This is a genomic window from Marinobacterium zhoushanense (assembly GCF_014641945.1).
GTDB classification, from domain to species: domain Bacteria; phylum Pseudomonadota; class Gammaproteobacteria; order Pseudomonadales; family Balneatricaceae; genus Marinobacterium_D; species Marinobacterium_D zhoushanense.
Genome location: NZ_BMIJ01000004.1, coordinates 515,842 through 537,227, shown reverse-complemented (window position 1 = coordinate 537,227; position 21,386 = coordinate 515,842). Strand labels below are relative to the sequence as shown.

Genomic DNA, 21,386 nt, shown 5'->3' with positions numbered 1-21,386 from the left:
CCTGGATCAATCTGCTTGCCAGACGGTTGTCGGCAGGTGGTTGGCATGGTTATCCCACCAGTTCGCGCTGGTGGGAGGTTTCATCATGCTAGCACTGGCCTTCATGACCGTTGTCAGCATCGTCGGTCGAAGCACCATGGGTGCCGCTGTAGAGGGTGATTACGAACTGGTGGAAATCGGGTTGGGCATTGCGGTGTTTCTGTTCCTGCCCGAGTGCTACCTGAAACAGGGACATGTGGTGGTCGACCTGTTCACGGCGCATTGCCGTCTGGTCACGATCAGACGGTTGGAAGCGTTAAGTGACCTGCTGTTTGCCCTGGTGTCGGCTGTGCTGGTATGGCGGATGAGCCTCAGTGGTATGGAGGCCTACGACTACATGGAGCAGTCGATGATCCTTGAGCTGCCGCTATGGTGGGTCTTCGCCGTGGGTATTGTGTCGCTGATCCTGATGGGGCTTTGCAGTTTGCATAACCTTTATATTTATCTCTTTCGGAGGCTGGTTCGATGAGTGATATTCAGCTGGCTTTCGCGATGATGTTGCTGTTGCTGTTGCTGATGGGATGCCGTATTCCTATTGCGCTGTCGATGCTGGGATGCGGTGCGTTGGGTTATACGCTGCTGGCCGGGATGCCCTCTCTGCTGGAGTATCTTGGTACAGCCCCGGTCGACAAGTTTTCCACCTATGATCTGTCCGTCGTGCCGCTGTTTATCCTGATGGGTGAACTGGCAACGCGGGCTGGAATTACGGCGGAGTTGTTTCGCACCTGTAACACCTGGATCGGCCACATGAAAGGTGGTTTGGCGATGGCTGCTGTCGCGGGCTGTGCGGCTTTCGGTGCGATCTGCGGCTCGTCCCTGGCAACCGCATCCACCATGGGCAAGGTAGCCCTGCCGGAGATGAAGCGCCTGAACTACGCCGGTGGACTCTCGGCCGGGTCGTTGGCGGCAGGCGGTACGCTGGGCATCCTGATCCCGCCGTCGATGGTACTGATCATCTTTGCGGTACTGACTGAGCAGAATATTGCGAAGATGTTCATCGCGGCCTTCGTGCCCGGTTTCCTCGCGGCGTTTGGCTACATGCTCGCGATTGCGATCTACGTCAGGCTCTATCCCAAGGCGGGGCCTCGGGGCGAGAAAACCTCTTGGGCTGCCAAGTTCCGTTCAACCAAGGATGTCTGGCATATCACGCTGATCTTTCTGATCGTACTCGGCGGTATCTATCTAGGCTTTTTCACTCCGAATGAAGCCGCCGCTGTGGGCGTGGTGCTGACCGCAATCCTGGCCTTTACCCATGGACGCATGAAACTGGCTGATTTTCGCGAGGCGCTACTGCGTACCGCGGTGTCAACGGCGATGATCTTTTTCATCGTGTTCGGGGCCGACCTGTTCAGCGTGTTTATTGCGCTGTCACAGCTGCCGGCGGCGGGTGTCGAGTTTATCGAAAACTCCGGTTGGTCGCCCTATACCGTGCTGATCCTGATGCTGGTGACCTATCTGGTTATGGGTTGCTTCCTGGATAGTCTGGCGATGATACTGCTGACGATCCCGATCTACTTCCCGATGATCATCGCCATGGATTTCGGCTTCCCGGTGGCTGACGTCGGTATCTGGTTCGGTATTCTGGCGCTGGTGGTGGTCGAAGTGGGGTTGATTACACCACCCGTGGGGATGAACGTATTCATCATCAAGTCGTTTGATAACGACTTGAGCTTGGGCGAATGCTTCAGGGGAATCGTACCTTTCCTGATGTCGGATGTGGTCCGCGTCGGATTACTGGTCGCGTTCCCATCGATCACGCTGGTGCTGGTGCACCTGCTCGGTTAACGCCTCATTTTGTAAGTGAAAAGCTTTCAATAGCCTTGTGTCGCCATTAGGGGAGCTGTCTGCTCCCCATTTTTATGTACAGGATGTACGGTATCCCGTGGGTGCAGGGATGCACAGGAGCGGGATATAACAGGATGTACGGTATCCCGCGGGTGCAGGGATGCACAGGAGCGGGATATAACAGGATGTACGGTATGCCGCGGGCACATAGATGTGCAGCAGTGGGAATGCAAGAAACATATGGGGTTGTGTGAAAAAATTATATGTTTAAAATTCTAATTGTTTAGTTTTTAAATATAGCGTTTTTTTGCCTTTTCCGGCGGTGGAGGTTTGATGGACGGTTCTACAGGACCAGCGGACGAAATAAGCTTCGGCGTTCTTGGTGAGATGCTTGGCTACCGTCTAAGACGTGCACAGCTCACATTTTTCAACAACTTTTCGACCGCCTGCTCTGACCTGGGGGTAAGCCCCGGTCTGTTCGGTGTGCTGGTGATCGCCAAGGAGAATCCGGGACTCACGCAAACCGCCGTTGCGCAGGCACTCGGCAATGATCGTTCCGCCATGGTGGCCGCAGTCGATCGTTTGGAAAAACTGGATCTGATCGAACGCCGTCCATCGAAGAAGGATCGGCGTTCCTACGCACTCTATCTGACCGACCATGGCCAGAAGTTCTACAAAGAACTGGTGGATCGTGTAGCGGCTCACGAGGATAAACTTTGCGAGCGTCTGAAGCCTGGTGAAAAAGAGTTGCTGCTCGAGATCCTCTCCCGATTCGCCTCCTAGCGCGACTTGCGCTCCACTTCGTTGCATGGAGCGCCTGCCTGCTGGTCGTCGGCCTCATTCGGTAATAGTGCTGCCGTGACTCTCCTGTAGGGCGTTGAGGAAACGCTGTACCAGACGCGTCGGTGCAGGCGACTTCCGGTACAGCGCAGCGAACTCGCAGTAATAGTCGAACCGGCTCTGCTCGATCTGGCGCATCTCCCCTGAGGCCACGAAGGGGGCGGCATAGTGATCGGGCAGGTAGCCGATATAGGCCCCCGAGCGGATCAGTGTGGCGATCCCCTCCTGATCGTTGGCGACCGCACTTTTTTCCAGCCCATGTTTGCGACCGGTCTCCATGTTGGGGCTGTGAAAACTCAACCCCGCGTAGCGCTGGCTGCGAATCGCGTCAGCATCGGCGCTTGCTGCATGCTCGAACAGCGGGTGCCCCCTGCCGCAGTAAAGATGCATATTTTCGCCGAACAGCGGTATGTACTTGAGGCTGCTGGATGGACGGTGGGTCGGAATAATGCCCACATGATAGCGGCCGTCCAGGACTCCCTTCTCGATCTGATTGACCGGTACCACGTGGATATCGATCTGTACCTCCGGTGCGCTGGCGGTAAAGGTGGCGATCGCTCTGGGCACCTGACACTCCGGGTTGCTGACGGTTTTGTCGAACATGGCAATCGACAGCTGGCCCTGCAGGGTGCGGTGCATATCGTTGACTTGGTGACGAAAATCCTCGATCGAGGTGATCAGCCGCTGGGCGTACTCGTAGATCTGTACGCCCTCCTGGGTCATCGAGAATCCGCCACGGCCACGCCGGCACAGGGTCAAGCCCAGGCGTAGCTCCAGATCCTTCAGGTGGCGACTGATGGTGGAGCGTCCGATGTTCAGTTCCAGCTCGGCGGCGCTCAATCCACCGGCTTCGACCACGGCCATGAACACCCGCAGCAGGCGGATATCGGCGTCGGAAAGATTACCCAGTAATGCGCGCATCGGGGCCTCGATTAATGTTTCATTAAAATGCAAGTAAGTTTCGATTAATTGTAATTTATCAAACTTAACACCTGGCCTAAAGTGCATCGCAACCAAGTTCAACCACGTCACCAATTGATTGAATGAGTACTGCGATGAACCAAGCCGAATCCGCCGGGCTGACCCAGGCTCAGCTCGATGCTTACTGGATGCCCTATACCTCCAACCGCGAGTTCAAGGCCAACCCCCGTATTATCACCGGGGCTGAGGGCGCGTACCTGATCGATGCCGAAGGGCGCAAGATCCTGGACGGTCTGTCCGGACTGTGGACCTGTGGCGCCGGTCACAACCGTCCCGAAATTCAGGAAGCGGTTGCCAAACAACTGGGGCAGCTGGATTACGCACCCGCGTTCCAGTACGGACACCCGCTGGCGTTCCAGCTGGCGGAGAAGGTTGCCTCACTGGCCCCGGAGGGGTTGAACAAGGTGTTCTTCACCAACTCCGGTTCCGAGTCTGCCGACACCTCGACCAAGATCGCCCGCGCCTACTGGCGGCAGAAGGGTGAAGCGACCAAAACCCGCATCATCGGCCGTGCCAAGGGCTACCACGGTGCCAGCTGGGGCGGTATCAGCTTCGGCGGTATCGGCGGTAACCGCAAGCTGTGGGGCCAGGCGATGGAGTCCGATCACCTGAACCACACCTGGCGCCCGGAGATGGCGTTCAGCAAGGGGATGCCGGAGCAGGGCGCCGACCTGGCCAATGAACTGGAAGATCTGGTGACACTGCATGATGCTTCCAACATTGCTGCCGTCATTGTTGAGCCGTTCTCCGGTTCCGCCGGCGTGATCATCCCGCCAGTGGGTTACCTGAAGCGTCTGCGCGAGATCTGTGACAAGCATCGCATCCTGCTGATCTTTGACGAGGTGATCACCGGCTTCGGCCGTGCCGGCGCCATGTTTGGTGCCGATGCCTTCGGCGTGGTGCCGGATATGATCAACGTCGCCAAGCAGATCACCAACGGTGCCATTCCTATGGGGGCGGTGATCGTCAAGGACGAGATTCACGACGCCTTCATGGAAGCCGGCGGCGCCCACTACAACGTGGAACTGCCGCACGGTTACACCTACTCCGGACATCCGGTGGCGTGCGCCGCAGGTCTGGCGACGCTGGAGTTGCTGGAGCGGGATCAGCTGATCCCCCGTGTCTCCGAGATGGCGCCGATCTTCGAGGAGAAGGTGCACAGCCTCAAGGGCTGCAAGCATGTCACCGATATTCGCAACTACGGTTTTGCCGCCGGTATGACCATTGCCAGCAAGCCGGGAGAGCCGGCCCGTCGTCCCTGGGAGATCGCGATGGCGTGCTGGAACAAGGGGCTCTATGTGCGCTACGGCGGTGACACCCTGCAACTGGGGCTGCCGTTCATTATGGAAGCGGATCAGATCGACCAGATCGTCAACATCCTCGGTGATGCGTTGAACAGCGCCGACTGATAAGTTCGGCTTAGAGTTGAATACGAGTAAAAAAATGACAGGAGACACCGCTGTGACTCAGACAGTTGGACACTTTATCGGGGGCGAAAACGTCCTGACCCAGGGCCGTACCCAGCCGATCTATAACCCCTCCACCGGCGAAGTCTGTGGCGAGGTGGAGCTGGCCAGCGTCGCCACCGTCGAGCAAGCGATCGCCAATGCCCAGGCGGCCTATCCGGCCTGGCGCAACACCCCGCCGGCCAAACGTGCCCAGGTGATGTTCCGCTTCAAGATGCTGCTGGAGCAGAAATCCGACGAGATCTGCCAGGCGATCAGCCGCGAACACGGCAAGGTACTGCATGACGCGGCTGGCGAGCTGCAGCGCGGTATCGAGAACGTCGAGTTTGCCTGCGGTATCCCGCAACTGCTCAAGGGTGAACACAGCAAGAACGCTGGCCCTGCGATCGACAGTTGGAGCGAGTTCCAGCCGCTCGGCGTGGTGGCGGGTATCACCCCGTTCAACTTCCCGGCGATGGTACCTCTGTGGATGTGGCCGGCTGCGATCATGTGTGGCAACACCTTCGTACTGAAGCCCTCCGAGCGCGACCCGTCCAGTGCGCTGATGATCGCCCAACTGGCGATGGAGGCGGGCTTGCCGGCGGGGGTATTGAATGTGGTCAACGGCGATAAGGAGGCGGTGGATACTCTGCTGCAGTCGCCGACCGTGCAGGCGGTCAGCTTCGTCGGCTCCACCCCGATTGCCCAGTACATCTATGAGCAGGCGGCAGCCAACGGCAAGCGCTGCCAGGCCCTGGGTGGCGCCAAGAACCACTCCATCCTGATGCCGGATGCGGATCTCGATAATGCCGTCAACGCACTGATGGGCGCGGCTTACGGCTCCTGCGGCGAGCGCTGCATGGCGATCTCCGTTGCTGTGGCGGTAGGGGATGAGATCGCCGATAAGCTGGTGGCGTCGCTGAAGGAGAAGATTGCGGATCTGAAAGTGGGGTCCGGCCTTGATAACAGTAACGAAATGGGACCGCTAATCACCGCCCAGGCGCGTGACCGCGTACTCGGCTACATCAACGCAGGTGTCGAACAGGGCGCCGAGCTGGTGGTCGACGGTCGTAATATCGTCGTGCCGGGGCACGAGAACGGCTACTTTGTCGGCGCGACGCTGTTCGATCGAGTGACCGAAGATATGACGATATACACCGACGAGATCTTTGGTCCGGTGTTGGTGGTGGTACGTGTCGATAACCTGCAGCAGGGGATCGACCTGATCAACCGTCACGAATACGGTAACGGAACCTGCATCTTCACCCGCGACGGTGAGGCGGCGCGCTACTTCTGTGATCAGATCCTGGTTGGTATGGTCGGCGTCAACGTACCGCTGCCGGTGCCGGTCTCCTACCACAGCTTCGGTGGCTGGAAGCGTTCGCTGTTCGGCGATCTGAGTGCCTACGGTCCGGATGCGATCCGCTTCTACAGCCGGCGCAAGACGATCACCCAGCGCTGGCCCTCCAGCGGTGTGCGGGAAGGGGTGACCTACTCATTCCCTAGTTAACCAGGGTGCGCAGACTAGCCCGGTCGATGGCAGTAAGCTGTCTGTCCGGGTTATACTGCAGGTGCGAACAAGATCGCGTCAGCGGTCCTTCGTAACTTCTGGAAAGGGGGCCTTCGGGTCCCCTTTTCCATTATGCACGGAACGTATGGTCCACGCGGGTTTCACCCCGCTTTCCTGTGTGGCTCCGGCGAGATCAGCGGAGCGAAGGTTTCGCGCGTGGCCAGAAACTCCGGACGCGGCTTGTTGCCGTTGAACGGCGCCACGACTCGGTTACTGACGGCGTTATAGACGAAGAACAGGTTGCTGCGCGGGCTGGCGCTGATGTTGGAGTTGGATCCATGCATCAGGTTGCAGTCGAACAGCAAAACTGTGCCGGCTTTAGCCGCAGTCGAGCGCAGGCCGTAACGGCGCTGGAATCCGGCCAGCGATGCCATATCCGGTGTGCCGATGGTTTGTGCCTTCAGTGAGTCGCGGTAGTAGTCATCGGGGGTTTTGCCGACACAGCCAATAAACTCGCGTTGCGAGCCCGGCATCACCATCAAGGCACCGTTGAACTCGGTGTTATCGGTCAGCAGGATAGAGGCACTCAGGGCACGCATGCGCGGCATGCCATCTTCGCTGTGCCAGGTCTCGAAATCGGAGTGCCAGTAGAACTCCCTGCCGTTGAATCCGGGTTTGAAGTTGAGCCGTGACTGGTGGATATACACGTTGTCATCGAGAATAAAGCGGGCGATATCGGCGATACGCGGGTCTGCCGCGACCTGGCTGAAGCGCAGATTGTTGCGGTGGATCTGAAACACAGAGCGTAGCGCGTTACTGCTTGGCTCAGTGACAGCCGCCTCCGTGGCCAATAGCTCGTGGTCCTGTTGCATCCGCTCCAGCTCGGCGAGGAATTCGTTCACCTCGGCTTGGCTGAATAGCTCTGGCAGTAGCAGGTAACCGTCGCGTTCATACTGGCGTAGTAGCGTTTCGCTTATTGGGCCCTGGTCAGGCTTATTGTTGTAGAGAACCGGATCCTGGCGTTTGATCACCTGTGGTTTTTCGATATCCCGTGACGGATAGAGATCCTCTTGCGTACTCATTTCACTCCTCCTTTCGTTCGTGCACCGGCAAGTGACCCCCTTTGTCGCGGGTCTGACGCGGTGCGTGGATTGTCGGGTGTTGTGACGAGTATCATGCGGCGACATTGCTGTCCGGTTAACTCAGGAGAACTGACTCGCGCGGATGCATCGTTATCTGCCGCCGTGGCGGAGTTGGGACGGCTGGATCAATCTGACACTCTCCCGTTGGGAGCGCCAAGGTAGATACCGGAGATCGGTAGAGCAGGTTAAAACCTGTTGAAAAGGGCACTGCCGTAAACAGACCGGCATCTCCCGTTAGGCCGTCATCATGAAGTGTCTCAACTCCTCATGACTCGCGCGGTATTCTCCAGTATAGAAACGCGAGAGTCAAAACCGCTGGAGCTCACTCCTCCAGCGCGGCTGAGCTGAGCTCCATGACCAGGGCATGGCTGGCACCGGGGGGCAGGGAAACCGCACTGCCCAGCGCGTTGCCCGACTCGATACAGATATAGCGGCGTGAGGGTTCGGCGCCGATATCGCCAATCCCGCCGGCGACCTCGGTTCCTGGGTTCCAGACGATGGTGGAGTCACTGGCACTCTTGTCGATCTGAATTACCCGCTTCAATCCATAGTCCAAAAGCTTGAGACCTGAGGCCGAGTGATCATACACCCGGTCCAGCGGCGGGGTGGGCGTCAGTTCCTCGCGCTGGGGTTTGATCGCGAACGCCTCGAGCTTGTCGTGATAGCGGCACCCGCTAAGCCCCTCGATATGGATGCTGTCAGTACTGCTGACGGCGAAATAGCTGTGTAAGGCCTCGGTGACCATGACACTCTGTGGGCCGGTGTTGCGGGTGGTCAACGTCAACTTGAGGGTATGGCCCAGCTCGATATCCAGGGTTAGGTCAAAAGGTGTCGGCCAAATCTGCCGAGTAGTAGCCGACTCGGTGAGCCCGAGCTGGATCTGGGTGGTGTCGTCGGCGGCGAAGCTGGAACGTATCTCCCAGAGTGCATTTCGGGCAAAACCGTGTGCCGGCAGGTTGCCATCCTCCGGATGATCGCCGAACCAGGGCCAGCAGACCGGTATACCACCGCGGATCGCTTTGCCCTGTATGTACTGTGTATTGGGGCTGATCCACAAAAGGTCCGGTTGTCCGGTCGGAATATAGCTCAACACCTGAGCCCCCTGCAGGCACAGCACGACCTGCCCGGCTGGCGCCGTCAACTCGCAGTGCGGCAACTGTCCCGGGCCTGCATAGAAACGCACGCGGCCGGGCAGGGTGAAGGGTTTGAACATACCCACCTCTCTATACAGATGCCGTATCAGATACGGCATGATTACTTAAATGAAAGCATAGTCGCTGTATTGTCGACAGCGATAACACCCTTTGGGGCTCAGGCCGGCTCGCAGGCGCAGACGCGATTTCGCCCCTCGCGCTTGGCGCGGTACAGCTCGGTGTCGGCCAGGTCCAACCGACGTTCCAGGCTCTGCACCGATTCGTCGGCAGATACGCCGAAACTCATCGTCACGCTCAGCCCCTCGGCCACGTCAGACCAGGGATAATCGGCAATGGCCGCACGGATGCGATCAATCATCTCGGTTGCTTCAGGTAACGAGGTGTTGGGCAGTGCCAGTACCATCTCCTCACCACCGAAACGCGCGACCAAATCGCTGGCGCGAACCCCTTGCTGCAGAATCTTCGAGACTTGTTTCAGCACCGCGTCTCCGGTGGCGTGGGAGTAGTTGTCATTAATCTTTTTGAAGTGATCGACATCACCGAGCACGATTGAGAGTGGCTGATTATAACGAACCGAACTGGCCATCAGGGTGGCGCCCTCTTCATTGAAGAAGCGTCGGTTATACAGTCCCGTCAGCTCGTCGCGAATACTCAGCTCCTTGAGCTTCTCGGCTTGATCCGCAATCAGGTTGCGGGAGGTTTCCAGCTCCTTATAGGCACTTACAAGCTGCTGATTCATTGAGTTGAACGCCTGGGCAAGTACGCCAACTTCATCGCCGGAGTTGATCGGTACCTGCTGCTGCAGTTTCCCTTCCGCCATGCTGTTGACGGCGCGGGTCAGGTGTTTCAGCGAATAGACTAGCCGACTACCGTGCCAGATGCCGAAAGGCAGGATGGTGATAATGGCCATCAGAACTGAGAAGAACAGGGTTTCTTCAAGGGTATGCAGGTAGGCCTTTTCCCAAGGGGATAGCTGGACGTCACCGGTTGCCGCCATGTAGGCAACGACCTCGTCGCGGACGTAGATCTCCTCCGGATCCTCCATCGAACCGATATCAACCCTGCTGCCGATAGTAAAACCTGATCCTGAGTGCAACACGTGGCCATTTTGATCGAATACGGTGACTTTGATCGGGATCTGGTTGATATCGCTAACCTCCTCAACCAGTCTGAAATCCGCCGAGTTGGCAAAGGCGACCGCATCCCCAGCACTCCCCCAAGAGCCATGTTCCTCTATGAAGTGTTTGATCGACTTTTCGAAGGTGTTGCTTCGGTGCTCAAGCGCGTTCTCGACTATCTCATGCTTGACCATATAAGGGGTCAGGATCAGAACGATGGCGCCTACCAGAAGGCTGACCAGTGTTAGTGCCGCTATGAATTTGATTTTTATAGTGTTCATCGCAACCCTTGAGTGTGACGTGTTCGGGTAAAGCGGTAATTAGAACAGAAAATCGATGGCTGAACGATTATATCGCCTCAGCTTGTTAGTGCTTCATAGCCGGTGATGGTGGTTATCGATGCCTGATTGGACCTACAGCAGAATCGGTTCCTGACAGTGACCGTATCAGGGCTATAATTTGAGCTCTTATCGGATAGGGCTGAGTCGCCCAGTATATTTAACGTAACGAAACAGTAGTCGCACAGGAGGGTGCTATGAGCGTAATGGGAGCAACGGGAAACTGTTTGTGTGGTGCTGTCAGGCTTCAGGCAGAGTCGATGTCGAAGCACGTTGGTGCCTGTCACTGCAGCATGTGTCGGAAGTGGACCGGCGGCCCGCTGATGGCCGTTGACTGCGGTACCGAGGTTAAATTCTCAGGTGAGGAGAATATTTCAACCTATTCATCTTCGGATTGGGCGGAACGGGGGTTCTGTGCCAGGTGTGGAAGCCACCTGTTTTACCGGCTGAAGCAGAATGGTCAGTACATTATTCCAGCCGGACTGTTCGATACGGCGGAAGCGCTGAACTTCGATCACCAGATCTTTATCGATGAAAAGCCCGAATACTATGCCTTTGCCAACGAGACGAAAAATATGACCGGAGAGGAGGTGTTTGCCAGTTTTTCCAATGATTGAACTTCTCGACGGGAAAAGGCCTTAAAACTTTGAACCGTTCTGTCAGGGCTTACGACTATGGGGAAGCCGTCAAATGAAAAGGAGAACAACATGAAAACTCAAACGCTTCTCGCATCGGTCCTGGGCATGATGCTCGCGGGCACTGTAAGTGCCGCCCCCGTCGATTCGATCAATTTCAACTACAGCGCCAACACGGCGATGCAAACTAAGTACAAGGTAAAGCTTGTCAACGGTAAGCTGACGCTGATGACGCCCAGCGCCGCCATGGGCTTGGGAGGCGCCAGTGTCTACTGTAGCAAGCGCCACCATTTCACCGGCGCAGAGCTCTACCTGGGGCCGGTCACCGCGTCCGGTGCGTCGCTGAACAAGTCGCAGGCCAGGCTGTCGGACTGGACGGTCAATGTCGCTTCCTATGTAAAGGGCGAGATCGTCGAAGCGAACTCCGAGCCACCGCTGGTGTTCGATATTCAGGTCAACAACATTGCCGCGCACTATTTCGATCCGGTCAAAACCGTAGAGGCTGAGCTGCAGAAAGCTAAGCAGGGCGGGATGAGCGAGGCGTCATTCCTGTCGAAAACCCGGCTATTCAAAGTTGAGCGCCCGGTAACACTGGCCGCTAAATGCACCCACAACAATAATGGCGATACCGCCTACGCGGTGAAACAGGTACAGGCCGACTTTATGGTGGAGTACGAAGGGTCTCCCCAGGCGATGGTGGGCGGTACCCAGATCGCTAAACCGGTCAAGGTGATCGCGGTTCCCTTGGGTGGCAACGGCCAGATCGAGAGCCAGTATGGTATTACCATCAGCGCCGGTCAGCTGATCGCCCCGCAGGGGGATTTCTCCGGCCAGTGTCCCACGGATGTGAATTTTCAGGGCCAGCTGGTCGCCCAGGGCAAGGGTAAGATGCAGATCCATATCAAGCGCAACGGACAGCCGATCTATACCTCGCAGCGCTTTGACTACAACGGCGGTAACGTACAGCACAACTTCATGGTCAAAGCGGAGCTCAATGGCCAGCCGCTCAATTCCATGCAGAACTACTCCTTCAGCATGTACGTCAAAACCCAGGCCAAACCCAACGATCCGTGGAACGATTGGGACTTTGTCGACAGCTACCAGTGGAAGCAAACCTGTAAACCGATGGTAGGCATAAAGGCAACCTCGGGGAATGGCGGTATCCTGCAGCAACAGGCGCCGGCGCCGGCTCCGGCAAGAGCTAAGAACTGAGTTCAGCCTGCCAACACAACATTCAAGAATGGGCCTATGGCCCATTCTTTTTTATCTAAACGATGTCGCTGCAGTGTGGTTCGCCAGAGGAGGGATTCAACCAGGAGACCTTTGCATCAGCGTAGGTCGTATAGCAGGCCATATCCGAATACTGGATCGTGTCCCTTTTCGCCGAGATCTTCGGCGTTGTGGATAAGTGAGTCGAGAGTTTCACCGCGCTGCTTGGCCAGTGCCAGTGCGCCACTGACCCAGGGTGCAGCAAAGGAGGTGCCGCTGGCGTAGAAACCCTTTGCGTTCAGGTCGGCCGCCCAGATATCGACTCCGGGGGCGGCCAGCGTAATCACGTCATCCAGCGGTGCATGGCGGGCAATGCGCTTGTCGATATCGACCGAGGTGACGGCGATGACGCCCGGCTGGTTGGCCGGAAACATGGCCGAACTGCCTGGGCCATCATTCCCCGCTGCGGCGACCAGGCCGATACCGCTATGCTGTAAGGTGTGCAGAGCTCCGGCTACGAGTTCGCTGCGGCCTCCGCCGAAACTCATGTTTACGACGCTGGGCTTAGCGTTGTTGAGCAGCAGTTGATCCAGGCCCCGAAGCCACCAGTCGGTTCGGGTCTCGAGCCCGTCATCCTCCCCGCCGGTGAAGATATTGATCGCCAGCAGATCGGCACCCGGCAGGGCGCCATCCACCATCGCCCGTCCCACCAGCAAACTGGCTACGGCAGTGCCATGACGACTCGGCGCGTTGGCCCGGCCGGTGATATCAATCGCGTCGATCTTGCTATGGGCGAGGGCGGGGTGTTTGGTATCCACCGTCGCGTCGAGCATCGCCAGGGTGATCCCTGTCCCTAGATTCGGCGTGTCGGGCAAGGCAACCATTCGACGTGCAAACTGGCGTCCGCGACTGCCTTGTAAACGGTAGATACGGTTGAACTCGGCGCCCAGCTCCGGCCATTGCTGACGCAGTTGTGCCAGAAGCGCATCGGGATCCTCACCCTCAGGTACACGATACACACTGAGCACGAACCCGAGTCCGCCCAGCACTTGTCGGCCCTTGATACGCAAGCCTAGGGAGTCAAGGAGCTGGCGTTGTCGATTCGCCGTATCCAGATCCGCGGCACCGACCAGAATCTCGGACTTGATAATGTCGCTGGTGGTATCGACAGCGGGTGCCGGTCGACCGGGAATGCTGGGTAGTTGATGGTTCAACAACTGCATATCGCGGGGGATCGACGGCGGTGAACTGTTGCCTGTATCGGGGGGCGCGTGCGCAGGGTCCCGTGCTTCGGTGGCAGGACTGGCCGCGGTGTCGGAGGGCGAGCGGGGGCTATTGCCCACCGGCCCTGTGCCGACTGCACGGCCTGTTGGATACTGTTCCGGGGGGGCGGGGGCTGTTGCGGCGGCCCCATGCGCGCTGCTGATCAGGCTGGCAACAGCGAGCAAGGCGCACAAAGGCGCTTTACTCATTGCGTACAGCCTGAGCGTGCTCGATTGCCGGATGGCTGTTCAGTTGCTCAAGCACCGTTTCAGCCTGATCCGCTGGAGCCTTAATCGCGACGCTGACGACCCCTACCGCTGAGGGTCCGTCCACCAGTTGTGCATTCAGCTCCAGCAACAGGGCTTCCACCTCCGACCAGCGCGCATCGGGTGCGATGACCAGACGGTAGAGCTGGGCGTCTTGAAGCTGCTCGGTACCGGGCTTGGTGCCCAGCAACTGCGGCGTGGTGTCGGTCGGTGTCTTGAGTAACAGCCCCACCTGCAGCGCGATGATCAGCACGGCCGCCGCGGCGAGGAACCGGTTCCATATCGGTCGATCCCGCTGTGTCTTTGGGATCGGCGTCGGTTGGCTGTGGATACTCTTTTGCAGGCGTTTCCAGCCCAGGTCGCCGGGAACAGGTTCCTGTAGTTCCGCCTTGATATCAGTCTGCAGGGTCTGCAATGTCTCCAGCGTGGCACGGGCTTCGGCAGAGCGCTGCAGCAGCGCCTCGACGGCCTGGCGTTCGTCCTCGGTCAGTGTGCCGTTGACATACCAGGGCAGCAGCGCCATCAGGTTTTCGTCATGGTTCGAGTCGGTCATCGTCGGTACTCGCTTCTGTCTCTCTTTCTGCTAGGTCGTCGTTTACCGGAAATCGGTTCAATCCCATTTCGGTATCAACCGGCCCAGACAGGCCAGAAGCAGTTTCTTCGCGTGCATCATCCGGGTTTTCACCGTGCCTTCGGGGATCTCCAGCGTGGCGGCGATCTCCGGGTAGCTGCAGCCCTCGAAGAAGGTGAGATAGACCACCTGGCGTTGGGCCATGCCGAGAGCATCCATGCAGTATTTAATATGGCCGCTGTTTTCGGACGAGATCTCGCCCTGCTCCAACGAGCAGCTGAGCGAATCGGAGGATTCCAGATCGATCTCGGATTCATCCGCATGGTCGTGGCGCACGTTACGCCGCACCATATCTACCGCTTTATGGTGAGTGATCGAGAGCAGCCAGGTCTTGATCGAGGATTTATAGGCGAAGCTGGAGGCCTTGTTCCAGACCTCCAGCATCACCTCGTTCATCACTTCGCTGGCATCCACAGGGTTCTTCAGCGTGCGCAGCGCAAAGCCATATACCAGGCCGGAATATTTCCGGTAGAAGCTTTCCAATGCGCTCTCCTGTCGGGCGATGATCGCCTCGATCAGGGCCTTGTCTTCATCCATGTGGCACTATCCTCCGAAGCATCAGAAGCGTCAGGGAACGTAGGTCATCGCGGTCATCTCACTCTGTCCGATGACCCGGCCCTGAGAGTCCAGGGCGTTGATGCGCCATAGATACTGCTGATGGGGGTTCAGCTTGTCGAGAACCAGTGTCGACAAGCTGGTACCCGGTGTCGAGCTGGGCAGCAGCATACCGGCGACGAAGGTAGGGGCATTATTGCCCGCGGCCTGGAATATCTGTAACTGGTAGACCACCGCGTGCTCGACCGGGCTCCAGTGCAGCGGGGTGGCCGGGCCGATCGGTTGCGTATCGGCACTCAGTTGCATCTCCTCGATCTGGCCCAGGGGGGCGGCGAGCACTTGATAGGCGACGGTGACGACCTTGCCCTCATCTGGGCAGTTGAACGCGTTGCCGTCGGTGGTGTTGCGATCGATGACGCAGAAGCGCAGCAGATATTTGCCGGTTTTACCGGTGGGCAGGCGCGGGCTGGGCAGGCGCAGATGCTGCAGGCTGCTGAGCGTCTGGCGCTCCAGCTTCAGGGTGCGAAAGAGTGGCGCCGCGTCGGAGCCTCCGGGTTCGGACAGCTGCCAGTAACCTTCCAGAATGCCGGTGCCGCTGAAGTCCACATCCAGGTAGCCGAACAGCTCCTGGCCCGGTTCTACCACCGCCAGACTGGTCTGATTGGAGAAGCTGAGCTGAAGCCTCTGCACGGCGAATGCACCGCTCTCGCGGGTGGCACGCAGGCCGCTGCTGCTCAGGCTGAAGCGCACGTCGGCATTGATGCCGCCTGCTGGTGCGCTTGAGAGGTCGGTGAAGTTGCGACGGATAATGATGGTGCTCAAACCGGCGTCGATCCAGCTTTTTACCTGGGCACCGCTGATCGAGAAGCTCTCGTTGGTGATATCCCCTGCCGGGGTGATGACACCATTCAGGGTGAGCGGTGACGCCAGATTGATAACACTGGCCTCCCGTGAAAAACGGTTGGTGGTCGTGGTGACCTGCCAGCGGATGGTGAAGTTGTTGTTTTTGTTTGCGACCAGAACCGATGTGGCTGAACTTCCCGTCGCGCTGGTGACGGCTGCCTGCGCCGCGTTGGACAGCAGAGCGCAGCAGCCGATCAGGAGTAGCGCCAGTGACGTCAGCCGGCGTTGAAGCTGGGTATGGATAAGTTTTTTCATAGCAGTTCTTTTAACCCTCGTTGTAGCCGGCCCAATAGACACTGAAGCCCAGTCGGACCTGCCAACTTTCGTAATCGTTTGCATCGATAGTGTCATCCTGTCTGCCGTAGTTTCCTTTCAGGAACCAGTCCATACCGGGTTTTAGCCGCTTGGCTTCAACCGCTTTCCAGGTCAGCTGCAGATTGCCGGTATGGTTGTCCTGCTGGGTATCCAGGGAGTCAGGGTCTCCATAGCGGTTGTCGTAATGGCCGTAAAAATAGTTCACGTGCATCAGCAACTTATTGGGAATAAATGCGTACTGGCCGTCGATGCCGGCGTTGAGGGTTTTGTATGCGTTGTCGTTCTCCAGCTCCTTGTACTGGTTCCACTGCAGAGTGGGGGAGAGTGTCAGGCGTTCGTTCGGGAACCAGCTCAGTTGCAGGCTGGTCAGGTGGTTTTCGGTATCGCCCACCGGCGTGTAGATCTCGAAGCCGTTCTGCTCCACCGGGTCGCTGCGATCGTCCGTTTTCACCAACGCGTAGTTCAGCCCCCAGCTCCAGCGTTCGTGGCTGAAGCTGGCGCCGACCGAGTACTCCCGCTGAGTGTTGTCGACATCCAGACCGCTGAGTAGAACATCGCTGCGTGGTTGGCTGTTGCGGGTGACATGGTAATACGTGGTATAGCTGGGGGAGCCGATATAGCGCCATGGGCCGGACTGCAGATCGACGCCGGGGGTGTAGTTAAGGTCCAGGCCAAAGTAACGCACGGTCAGCGTGGCGCGATCGGCGCGGTCCTCGATATTGTTCTGCTGGTGCTGGCCCTCGGTATTCAGGCTGAGGCCCCCTTTGTTGGCATAGAGTGCCAGTTGCCGGGTGTCCAGATCGCCGGGCAGGCCCAGATTGGCGATGCTGTAAAAGTATTCGCCAACCCGCTGGCGCTGGGCACTTAATTGCCACTGGTCGACGCCGAACGCGGGGAGATCGGGGCCGGAGTTCAGCTGAACCAGCCACTTGTCGGCATCGTCATCGAGGGCGCCGTCGCCGTAATCCAGACCGTCGCTGTCGAAACTGGATTGCGCTTTTTGCCAGTGCAGCCAGAGCGATCGGTTGAGCCAGATCGAGTCCAGCGTAAAGCCCCAGCTGTGCCCGCCGTAGATACTCTCATCATCGAGCACGGTAAAACCGCTGCCGGTCGAGGTGCCCTTGCCGTCGACATAACTGGCGCCCAGGGTCAGGCGTTCGGGATTATCTGTCAGGGGGCTGACGGCGAGTGTGCCGCCAAGCGTCTGGTTGTTCTGCTTTTCGGGCCAGAACAGATCCTGCTCGACGCTGTTGGTGGTTTCACTGGCGGTGCCGAACAGCGAAGCCTTCAGGGTCTGCTCAGGGTTGTTGGCGAAGAGGTTGACTCCGCGGCGCTGATAGCCGGAAAACAGCAGGTCCTCATTGGGATGGGCATAGTTGCCGACTTGAACGCCGGCAGTGCCTGCATCGCTCTCATGAGCGATACCCGCCTGGTATTCGGGCAGTTGCCATTCGCTGTCGGGATAGTGTCCCTGGTGCAGGTTGTCGTATACGGCCTGCAGCCGCGCAGAAGTATGAATATTGCCGTCACGGTGATCGCTATCCGCGCTCAGCGCACCGTTGCTCTGTCGGTGGTCGACACTGCGGTAATCGGTAGTGTCATCCTCCGCAACGCGCACCTGGGTGGATAGCGTTGAGTTGAGGTTCCATTGCGTGCTGCTGCCGGACGCGGCGATGGTAACCTGGGACTCGCTCAGTGTCTGGATCTCGCCGTCGGAGTAAAACGCCAGCACATAGGCTTGATAGGTGCCGGCCTCCAGTCCGGAGTCCAGCGACACGATCACGCCATCGTCGGTGCGCTCGATAAAAGGGGTCACGTCGTAACCGCCGATCTCGACGGCGATGCTCTCCAGCGCTTTATCCTGCAAGGGTTGCTGAAAAGCCAATTGAATAGTCTCGGCAGCGTGGCCTTGGAGACTGCACAGCAATAATCCACATGAGGTTAACAGCCTTCCTGATTTAACCAGCATCTTCCTGCCCTGAAGTGTTATGAGGGTTAATGTGCCCGAAAAATAATGCCAGTGTTTGTGCGGGTTGGTAAATGAATTCTGATCAGCAGCACTCATCGGATAATAGAAAATGCGGGGAGAGTCGCGATGACTCCCCCCGTAACCGATCCGCAGTCAAACAATAATAGCCGTTACTGGAATACCGCGGTTTTGGTGTTGTTGCTCTCGTTGCTTTCGGCGATCTGATTGGTGCTGTCGGCCTTGATATTGGCCACCAGTCGGCCCTCCGGCAGCGGTGCGCGGAACTCGACAAACACCAGGCGGGTCTGGTTGGGATTGATGGTGGGCATACTGCCCTTGCCGATTGCGCCGTTACTCAGTTTGACCTCGACATAGCCGCCTTGGGAGGCGGAGCTGCCGATATTCTTGATATGCACGTAGATCTTTTTTTCCCAGTTCGGCGTTGAGTTGGGTAGCGCGCGGCCGACGGTATCGCTGCCGTCGGCAACCGTGAGGTCGGGCTTGGCCCGCGCCGGCTTGGTTTGCTCAGCGGCCTGGTACTGCTTGCCGGCGGTGGGAACCGCTTCCAGCCCTTTAGTGGGGGCCTTGATTTTCAGCGGCTCGCAGACCCAGAGATCGTTCTTCTTCACGGCGATCTGGCCAAACGGGCATTTTGGGGCGGGCCCTGAATTGTTCGGCGCGGCAGCAAAAGTACCGCAGGCGATCATGGACAGAGTGGCGGTGGCGATAAGGTTTTTGATCATACGTGCTTTCATGGTCTGGTCTCCTGGTTCACATAATTGGGTGTTGCTGTGACCTATGTCGAAAGCAGTTTCAAAACGGTTCAAAAAAATTTCGGATGAGTTTCGAGGAGGAGGGAAACCGGTTGATCTAACTATACTGACCCTATTAGCAGACCCCAATTAACCGATCCCATTCAGCCCATTGGTATGGCCATGTCAGACGAACACCTGCTAAACCAACCAGGTGTTAATCAACCCCCACCGCTTGCTGATTACAATGCTTGGGCGGCCGACACACTGCTGCAATACTGGGTCAGCCAGTTCGGCGGTGCTTGGGCGCGAGAGCGTCTTCACGCCTATGGTGAGCTGGTGGGTGGCGAGTTGATGCGGGCGGGCTTCGAGGCCAACCGTTTTCTGCCCGAGCTCCTGTCCCATGACGGCTCCGGCGAGCGCATCGACCTGGTGCGTTATCACCCGGCCTATCACCGGTTAATGGCCGAGGCTGTCGATGCCGGGCTGGTGTCATTGCCCTGGCGGGAGCGCCGTTCGGGGAGCCGACTGGTACGGGCGGCGCTGTTCTATCTGCACAACCAGGCGGATGCCGGGAGCTGCTGCCCGTTAACCATGAGTTGCGCCTCGGTTTCGGCACTGCGTTGCGAGCCCACGTTGGCCCAGTACTGGGAGCCGCGCATAACGGCCGCACCTTACGATGGGCGCAATCTGCCTTTCTATGACAAGGACTCCCTCACCATCGGCATGGCGATGACCGAGAGACAGGGCGGATCCGATGTGCGTGCGAATACCACTCGCGCCTATCCATCCGGCACGAATGCCAGAGTGCCAAGCTTCGAACTGGTCGGGCATAAATGGTTCTGCTCAGCACCCATGTCCGATGCCTTTCTGGTACTGGCGTATACCGACAACGGCATGAGCTGCTTCCTTGCGCCGCGCTGGCGCCCCGACGGGGGCAAAAACGCGATTGAGATCCAGCGCTTGAAGGACAAGCTCGGTAACCTCTCCAACGCCTCGTCGGAAGTGGAGTTTCACCGTGCCTTTGCCTGGCGGGTCGGCGAGGAGGGACGGGGTATCAACACGATCCTGCAGATGGTCGCACTGTGCCGTTTCGACTGCATGTTGGCGGCGGCCGCCAATCTCTGCCAGGGCGCGATGCTGGCGATCCATCACACCGGCGGACGCGAGGCGTTTGGCCAGCCACTTCACCGCCAGCCGTTGATGCAGAATGTACTGGCCGACCTGGCGCTGGAGGCAGAGGCGGGTTTGGCAATCGCGCTACGTACGGCACATGCGCTGGATAACCGCGGCGATCCCCTGGAGGACGCAGTCGTGCGTCTGGGCACGGCAATCGGCAAATACTGGACCTGCAAGCGGGTGCCCCAGCACAGTTACGAGTGCATGGAGTGTGTTGGCGGGGTGGGGTTCATCAATGACAACCCGCTGGCGCGATTGTATCGGGATGCGCCGGTCAACGCGATCTGGGAGGGATCGGGCAATCTCCAGTGTCTGGATATACTGCGGGTGATGCAGCGGGAGACCCGGCTGTTCGACGCTTTTCTAGGCGAGCTCTATGGCGCCGAGGGGCTGGACGAGCGCTTCGACCGCTATCTGCGCCGATTGGTGGCGCAGCTGCGAGTGAGCGATCAGCAGCAGTATCTGGCACGTCAGCTGATCGAGTCACTGGCGCTGGCCTGGCAGGGAGCAACGCTGTTGAGGCACGGCGAGTCGATGATCGCCGAGGCGTTTATCAGCGCTCGGCTGTGCTCGGATGGACAGATGTACGGCACCTTGCCGGCGAACATCGACTGCTCGGCGCTGATCGCGCGGGCGCAGCCGAAGGTGGCAGGTTAGGGTTCGGTAATGAAGGGGAGCTTGGGCTGCTGATAGCCTGGTAACTGAATCCGTTTCCTCAGGTTCACAAAGGTTCTGTAGGCGGACTCCAGATTCAGGTTGCGCGCCATCCAGTTGGGTATGGAACCGTCCGGATCGATGATGCCCTGATAGCGGATATGGACCTGTCCATCCTGCGACGGGGTCAACGTCCATAGCGCCTCCAGTCGCCTGACCTGTATTCCGGGTGCCTCCCGCGCCGCCTGGTATTGATTGTGGATACTCAGGCTCAGTTGCAGGTTCTCATCCTGGGTTATGCTGGATCTGGTCTGTACCCAGCGCTCTGCGACCATATGAAAGCCTTTGAAACGGATCTCTACCAGGTTCTCGGTTGCCGAATAGCGCTCAAGCTCTTCGACCGACTTCACCCTGTCGAGCCACTTGTCGGCGTTTTCGGTATCGCGCAGCAGGTTGATAAACGCGGAGAGGGTGCAGCGCACCGAGGTATCCGCTCTCACCTCGGTAAGGCCCGAGCTTGCCTCTGTTCGGTAATGAATGCTGACCTGGTTCTCAGTCTTCCAGTGGCGCCAGCCCTCGTCACCGTAGCTGTTTGTCGTCAGCGCAAGCAGGGGCAGTGAGGCCGTGATGCCAAAGAGCAACCGGAACCAGGTGTACACCGGTCTGGCACTGCTGAAACGAGTTGATCGACGGCGCATCGGTC

The 21,386-nt window shown here is 58.3% G+C and carries 19 protein-coding genes; 8 read left to right on the top strand and 11 right to left on the bottom strand.

Annotated features, from left to right (window positions below):
- Positions 1–85: 85 nt before the first annotated feature.
- The 3 genes from IEX40_RS12225 to IEX40_RS12215 all read left to right on the top strand — a co-directional run bounded on the left by IEX40_RS12225 (position 86) and on the right by IEX40_RS12215 (position 2,607).
- Positions 86–508 carry a TRAP transporter small permease gene (locus IEX40_RS12225; RefSeq protein WP_229680734.1) on the top strand — a complete coding sequence of 141 codons (423 nt, stop codon included), beginning with the start codon at positions 86–88 and terminating at the stop codon, positions 506–508.
- Complete coding sequence (locus IEX40_RS12220; protein ID WP_188748598.1) at positions 505–1,824, top strand: TRAP transporter large permease; 1,320 nt, start codon at positions 505–507, stop codon at positions 1,822–1,824. Before IEX40_RS12225 ends, IEX40_RS12220 begins: the two co-directional genes overlap by 4 nt.
- Positions 1,825–2,157: 333 nt before the next feature.
- Positions 2,158–2,607, top strand: coding sequence for a MarR family winged helix-turn-helix transcriptional regulator (locus IEX40_RS12215; RefSeq protein WP_188748596.1), 450 nt, complete (start codon positions 2,158–2,160; stop codon positions 2,605–2,607).
- Positions 2,608–2,661: 54 nt separating this feature from the next.
- Here IEX40_RS12215 and IEX40_RS12210 read toward each other — a convergent pair whose 3' ends face one another.
- The gene (locus IEX40_RS12210; protein WP_188748594.1) at positions 2,662–3,585 is read right to left on the bottom strand and encodes a LysR family transcriptional regulator; all 924 of its coding nucleotides are present in this window, start codon (positions 3,583–3,585) and stop codon (positions 2,662–2,664) included.
- A 134-nt stretch (positions 3,586–3,719) separates the two neighbouring features.
- On the opposite strand from IEX40_RS12210, the gene aptA reads away from it, so the two are divergent.
- The gene (gene aptA / locus IEX40_RS12205) at positions 3,720–5,054 is read left to right on the top strand and encodes an omega-aminotransferase AptA (protein WP_229680733.1); all 1,335 of its coding nucleotides are present in this window, start codon (positions 3,720–3,722) and stop codon (positions 5,052–5,054) included.
- Positions 5,055–5,106: 52 nt separating this feature from the next.
- Positions 5,107–6,600 (top strand): CoA-acylating methylmalonate-semialdehyde dehydrogenase, encoded by a 1,494-nt coding sequence (locus IEX40_RS12200; RefSeq protein ID WP_229680732.1) that lies wholly within the window; start codon positions 5,107–5,109, stop codon positions 6,598–6,600.
- Between the two features lie 161 nt (positions 6,601–6,761).
- Here IEX40_RS12200 and thpD read toward each other — a convergent pair whose 3' ends face one another.
- From thpD to IEX40_RS12185, 3 genes are all read right to left on the bottom strand, one after another.
- Positions 6,762–7,682 carry an ectoine hydroxylase gene (gene thpD, locus IEX40_RS12195; protein ID WP_188748588.1) on the bottom strand — a complete coding sequence of 307 codons (921 nt, stop codon included), beginning with the start codon at positions 7,680–7,682 and terminating at the stop codon, positions 6,762–6,764.
- Positions 7,683–8,064: 382 nt separating this feature from the next.
- Complete coding sequence (locus IEX40_RS12190; RefSeq protein ID WP_188748586.1) at positions 8,065–8,955, bottom strand: D-hexose-6-phosphate mutarotase; 891 nt, start codon at positions 8,953–8,955, stop codon at positions 8,065–8,067.
- Positions 8,956–9,053: 98 nt separating this feature from the next.
- Positions 9,054–10,295 carry a GGDEF domain-containing protein gene (locus IEX40_RS12185; protein ID WP_188748584.1) on the bottom strand — a complete coding sequence of 414 codons (1,242 nt, stop codon included), beginning with the start codon at positions 10,293–10,295 and terminating at the stop codon, positions 9,054–9,056.
- A 254-nt stretch (positions 10,296–10,549) separates the two neighbouring features.
- Here IEX40_RS12185 and IEX40_RS12180 point away from each other — a divergent pair, with 254 nt between their 5' ends.
- The gene (locus IEX40_RS12180) at positions 10,550–10,969 is read left to right on the top strand and encodes a GFA family protein (RefSeq protein WP_188748582.1); all 420 of its coding nucleotides are present in this window, start codon (positions 10,550–10,552) and stop codon (positions 10,967–10,969) included.
- A gap of 90 nt (positions 10,970–11,059) precedes the next feature.
- On the top strand, positions 11,060–12,199 hold the full coding sequence (locus IEX40_RS12175) for a hypothetical protein (RefSeq protein WP_188748580.1): 1,140 nt from the start codon (positions 11,060–11,062) through the stop codon (positions 12,197–12,199).
- A gap of 116 nt (positions 12,200–12,315) precedes the next feature.
- On the opposite strand, the gene IEX40_RS12170 is transcribed toward IEX40_RS12175, so the two are convergent.
- From IEX40_RS12170 to IEX40_RS12145, 6 genes are all read right to left on the bottom strand, one after another.
- Complete coding sequence (locus IEX40_RS12170) at positions 12,316–13,668, bottom strand: S8 family serine peptidase (protein ID WP_188748578.1); 1,353 nt, start codon at positions 13,666–13,668, stop codon at positions 12,316–12,318.
- Positions 13,661–14,278 (bottom strand): anti-sigma factor family protein, encoded by a 618-nt coding sequence (locus tag IEX40_RS12165; protein ID WP_188748576.1) that lies wholly within the window; start codon positions 14,276–14,278, stop codon positions 13,661–13,663. Before IEX40_RS12165 ends, IEX40_RS12170 begins: the two co-directional genes overlap by 8 nt.
- A 57-nt stretch (positions 14,279–14,335) precedes the next feature.
- On the bottom strand, positions 14,336–14,893 hold the full coding sequence (locus IEX40_RS12160) for an RNA polymerase sigma factor (protein ID WP_188748573.1): 558 nt from the start codon (positions 14,891–14,893) through the stop codon (positions 14,336–14,338).
- A gap of 30 nt (positions 14,894–14,923) precedes the next feature.
- A complete protein-coding gene (locus tag IEX40_RS12155) occupies positions 14,924–16,069 on the bottom strand; it encodes a hypothetical protein (protein WP_188748571.1) in 1,146 nt (381 codons plus the stop codon).
- 10 nt (positions 16,070–16,079) lie between these two features.
- Entirely contained in the window at positions 16,080–18,014 is a 1,935-nt protein-coding gene (locus IEX40_RS12150) for a hypothetical protein (RefSeq protein WP_188748569.1), read from the bottom strand.
- Between the two features lie 254 nt (positions 18,015–18,268).
- The gene (locus IEX40_RS12145) at positions 18,269–18,853 is read right to left on the bottom strand and encodes a CARDB domain-containing protein (RefSeq protein ID WP_188748568.1); all 585 of its coding nucleotides are present in this window, start codon (positions 18,851–18,853) and stop codon (positions 18,269–18,271) included.
- A gap of 180 nt (positions 18,854–19,033) precedes the next feature.
- On the opposite strand from IEX40_RS12145, the gene IEX40_RS12140 reads away from it, so the two are divergent.
- On the top strand, positions 19,034–20,686 hold the full coding sequence (locus tag IEX40_RS12140; protein WP_229680730.1) for an acyl-CoA dehydrogenase family protein: 1,653 nt from the start codon (positions 19,034–19,036) through the stop codon (positions 20,684–20,686).
- On the opposite strand, the gene IEX40_RS12135 is transcribed toward IEX40_RS12140, so the two are convergent.
- Complete coding sequence (locus IEX40_RS12135; RefSeq protein ID WP_188748564.1) at positions 20,683–21,381, bottom strand: SRPBCC family protein; 699 nt, start codon at positions 21,379–21,381, stop codon at positions 20,683–20,685. The genes IEX40_RS12140 and IEX40_RS12135 overlap by 4 nt on opposite strands.
- Positions 21,382–21,386 lie beyond the last annotated feature (5 nt).

Coding starts and splice junctions, on each gene's coding strand:
- IEX40_RS12225 (WP_229680734.1), top strand. CDS start 86: ATGCTAGCACTGGCCTTCATGACCGTTGTCAGCATCGTCGGTCGAAGC.
- IEX40_RS12220 (WP_188748598.1), top strand. CDS start 505: ATGAGTGATATTCAGCTGGCTTTCGCGATGATGTTGCTGTTGCTGTTG.
- IEX40_RS12215 (WP_188748596.1), top strand. CDS start 2,158: ATGGACGGTTCTACAGGACCAGCGGACGAAATAAGCTTCGGCGTTCTT.
- IEX40_RS12210 (WP_188748594.1), bottom strand. CDS start 3,585: ATGCGCGCATTACTGGGTAATCTTTCCGACGCCGATATCCGCCTGCTG.
- aptA (WP_229680733.1), top strand. CDS start 3,720: ATGAACCAAGCCGAATCCGCCGGGCTGACCCAGGCTCAGCTCGATGCT.
- thpD (WP_188748588.1), bottom strand. CDS start 7,682: ATGAGTACGCAAGAGGATCTCTATCCGTCACGGGATATCGAAAAACCA.
- IEX40_RS12190 (WP_188748586.1), bottom strand. CDS start 8,955: ATGTTCAAACCCTTCACCCTGCCCGGCCGCGTGCGTTTCTATGCAGGC.
- IEX40_RS12185 (WP_188748584.1), bottom strand. CDS start 10,295: ATGAACACTATAAAAATCAAATTCATAGCGGCACTAACACTGGTCAGC.
- IEX40_RS12180 (WP_188748582.1), top strand. CDS start 10,550: ATGAGCGTAATGGGAGCAACGGGAAACTGTTTGTGTGGTGCTGTCAGG.
- IEX40_RS12175 (WP_188748580.1), top strand. CDS start 11,060: ATGAAAACTCAAACGCTTCTCGCATCGGTCCTGGGCATGATGCTCGCG.
- IEX40_RS12170 (WP_188748578.1), bottom strand. CDS start 13,668: ATGAGTAAAGCGCCTTTGTGCGCCTTGCTCGCTGTTGCCAGCCTGATC.
- IEX40_RS12165 (WP_188748576.1), bottom strand. CDS start 14,278: ATGACCGACTCGAACCATGACGAAAACCTGATGGCGCTGCTGCCCTGG.
- IEX40_RS12160 (WP_188748573.1), bottom strand. CDS start 14,893: ATGGATGAAGACAAGGCCCTGATCGAGGCGATCATCGCCCGACAGGAG.
- IEX40_RS12155 (WP_188748571.1), bottom strand. CDS start 16,069: ATGAAAAAACTTATCCATACCCAGCTTCAACGCCGGCTGACGTCACTG.
- IEX40_RS12145 (WP_188748568.1), bottom strand. CDS start 18,853: ATGAAAGCACGTATGATCAAAAACCTTATCGCCACCGCCACTCTGTCC.
- IEX40_RS12140 (WP_229680730.1), top strand. CDS start 19,034: ATGTCAGACGAACACCTGCTAAACCAACCAGGTGTTAATCAACCCCCA.
- IEX40_RS12135 (WP_188748564.1), bottom strand. CDS start 21,381: ATGCGCCGTCGATCAACTCGTTTCAGCAGTGCCAGACCGGTGTACACC.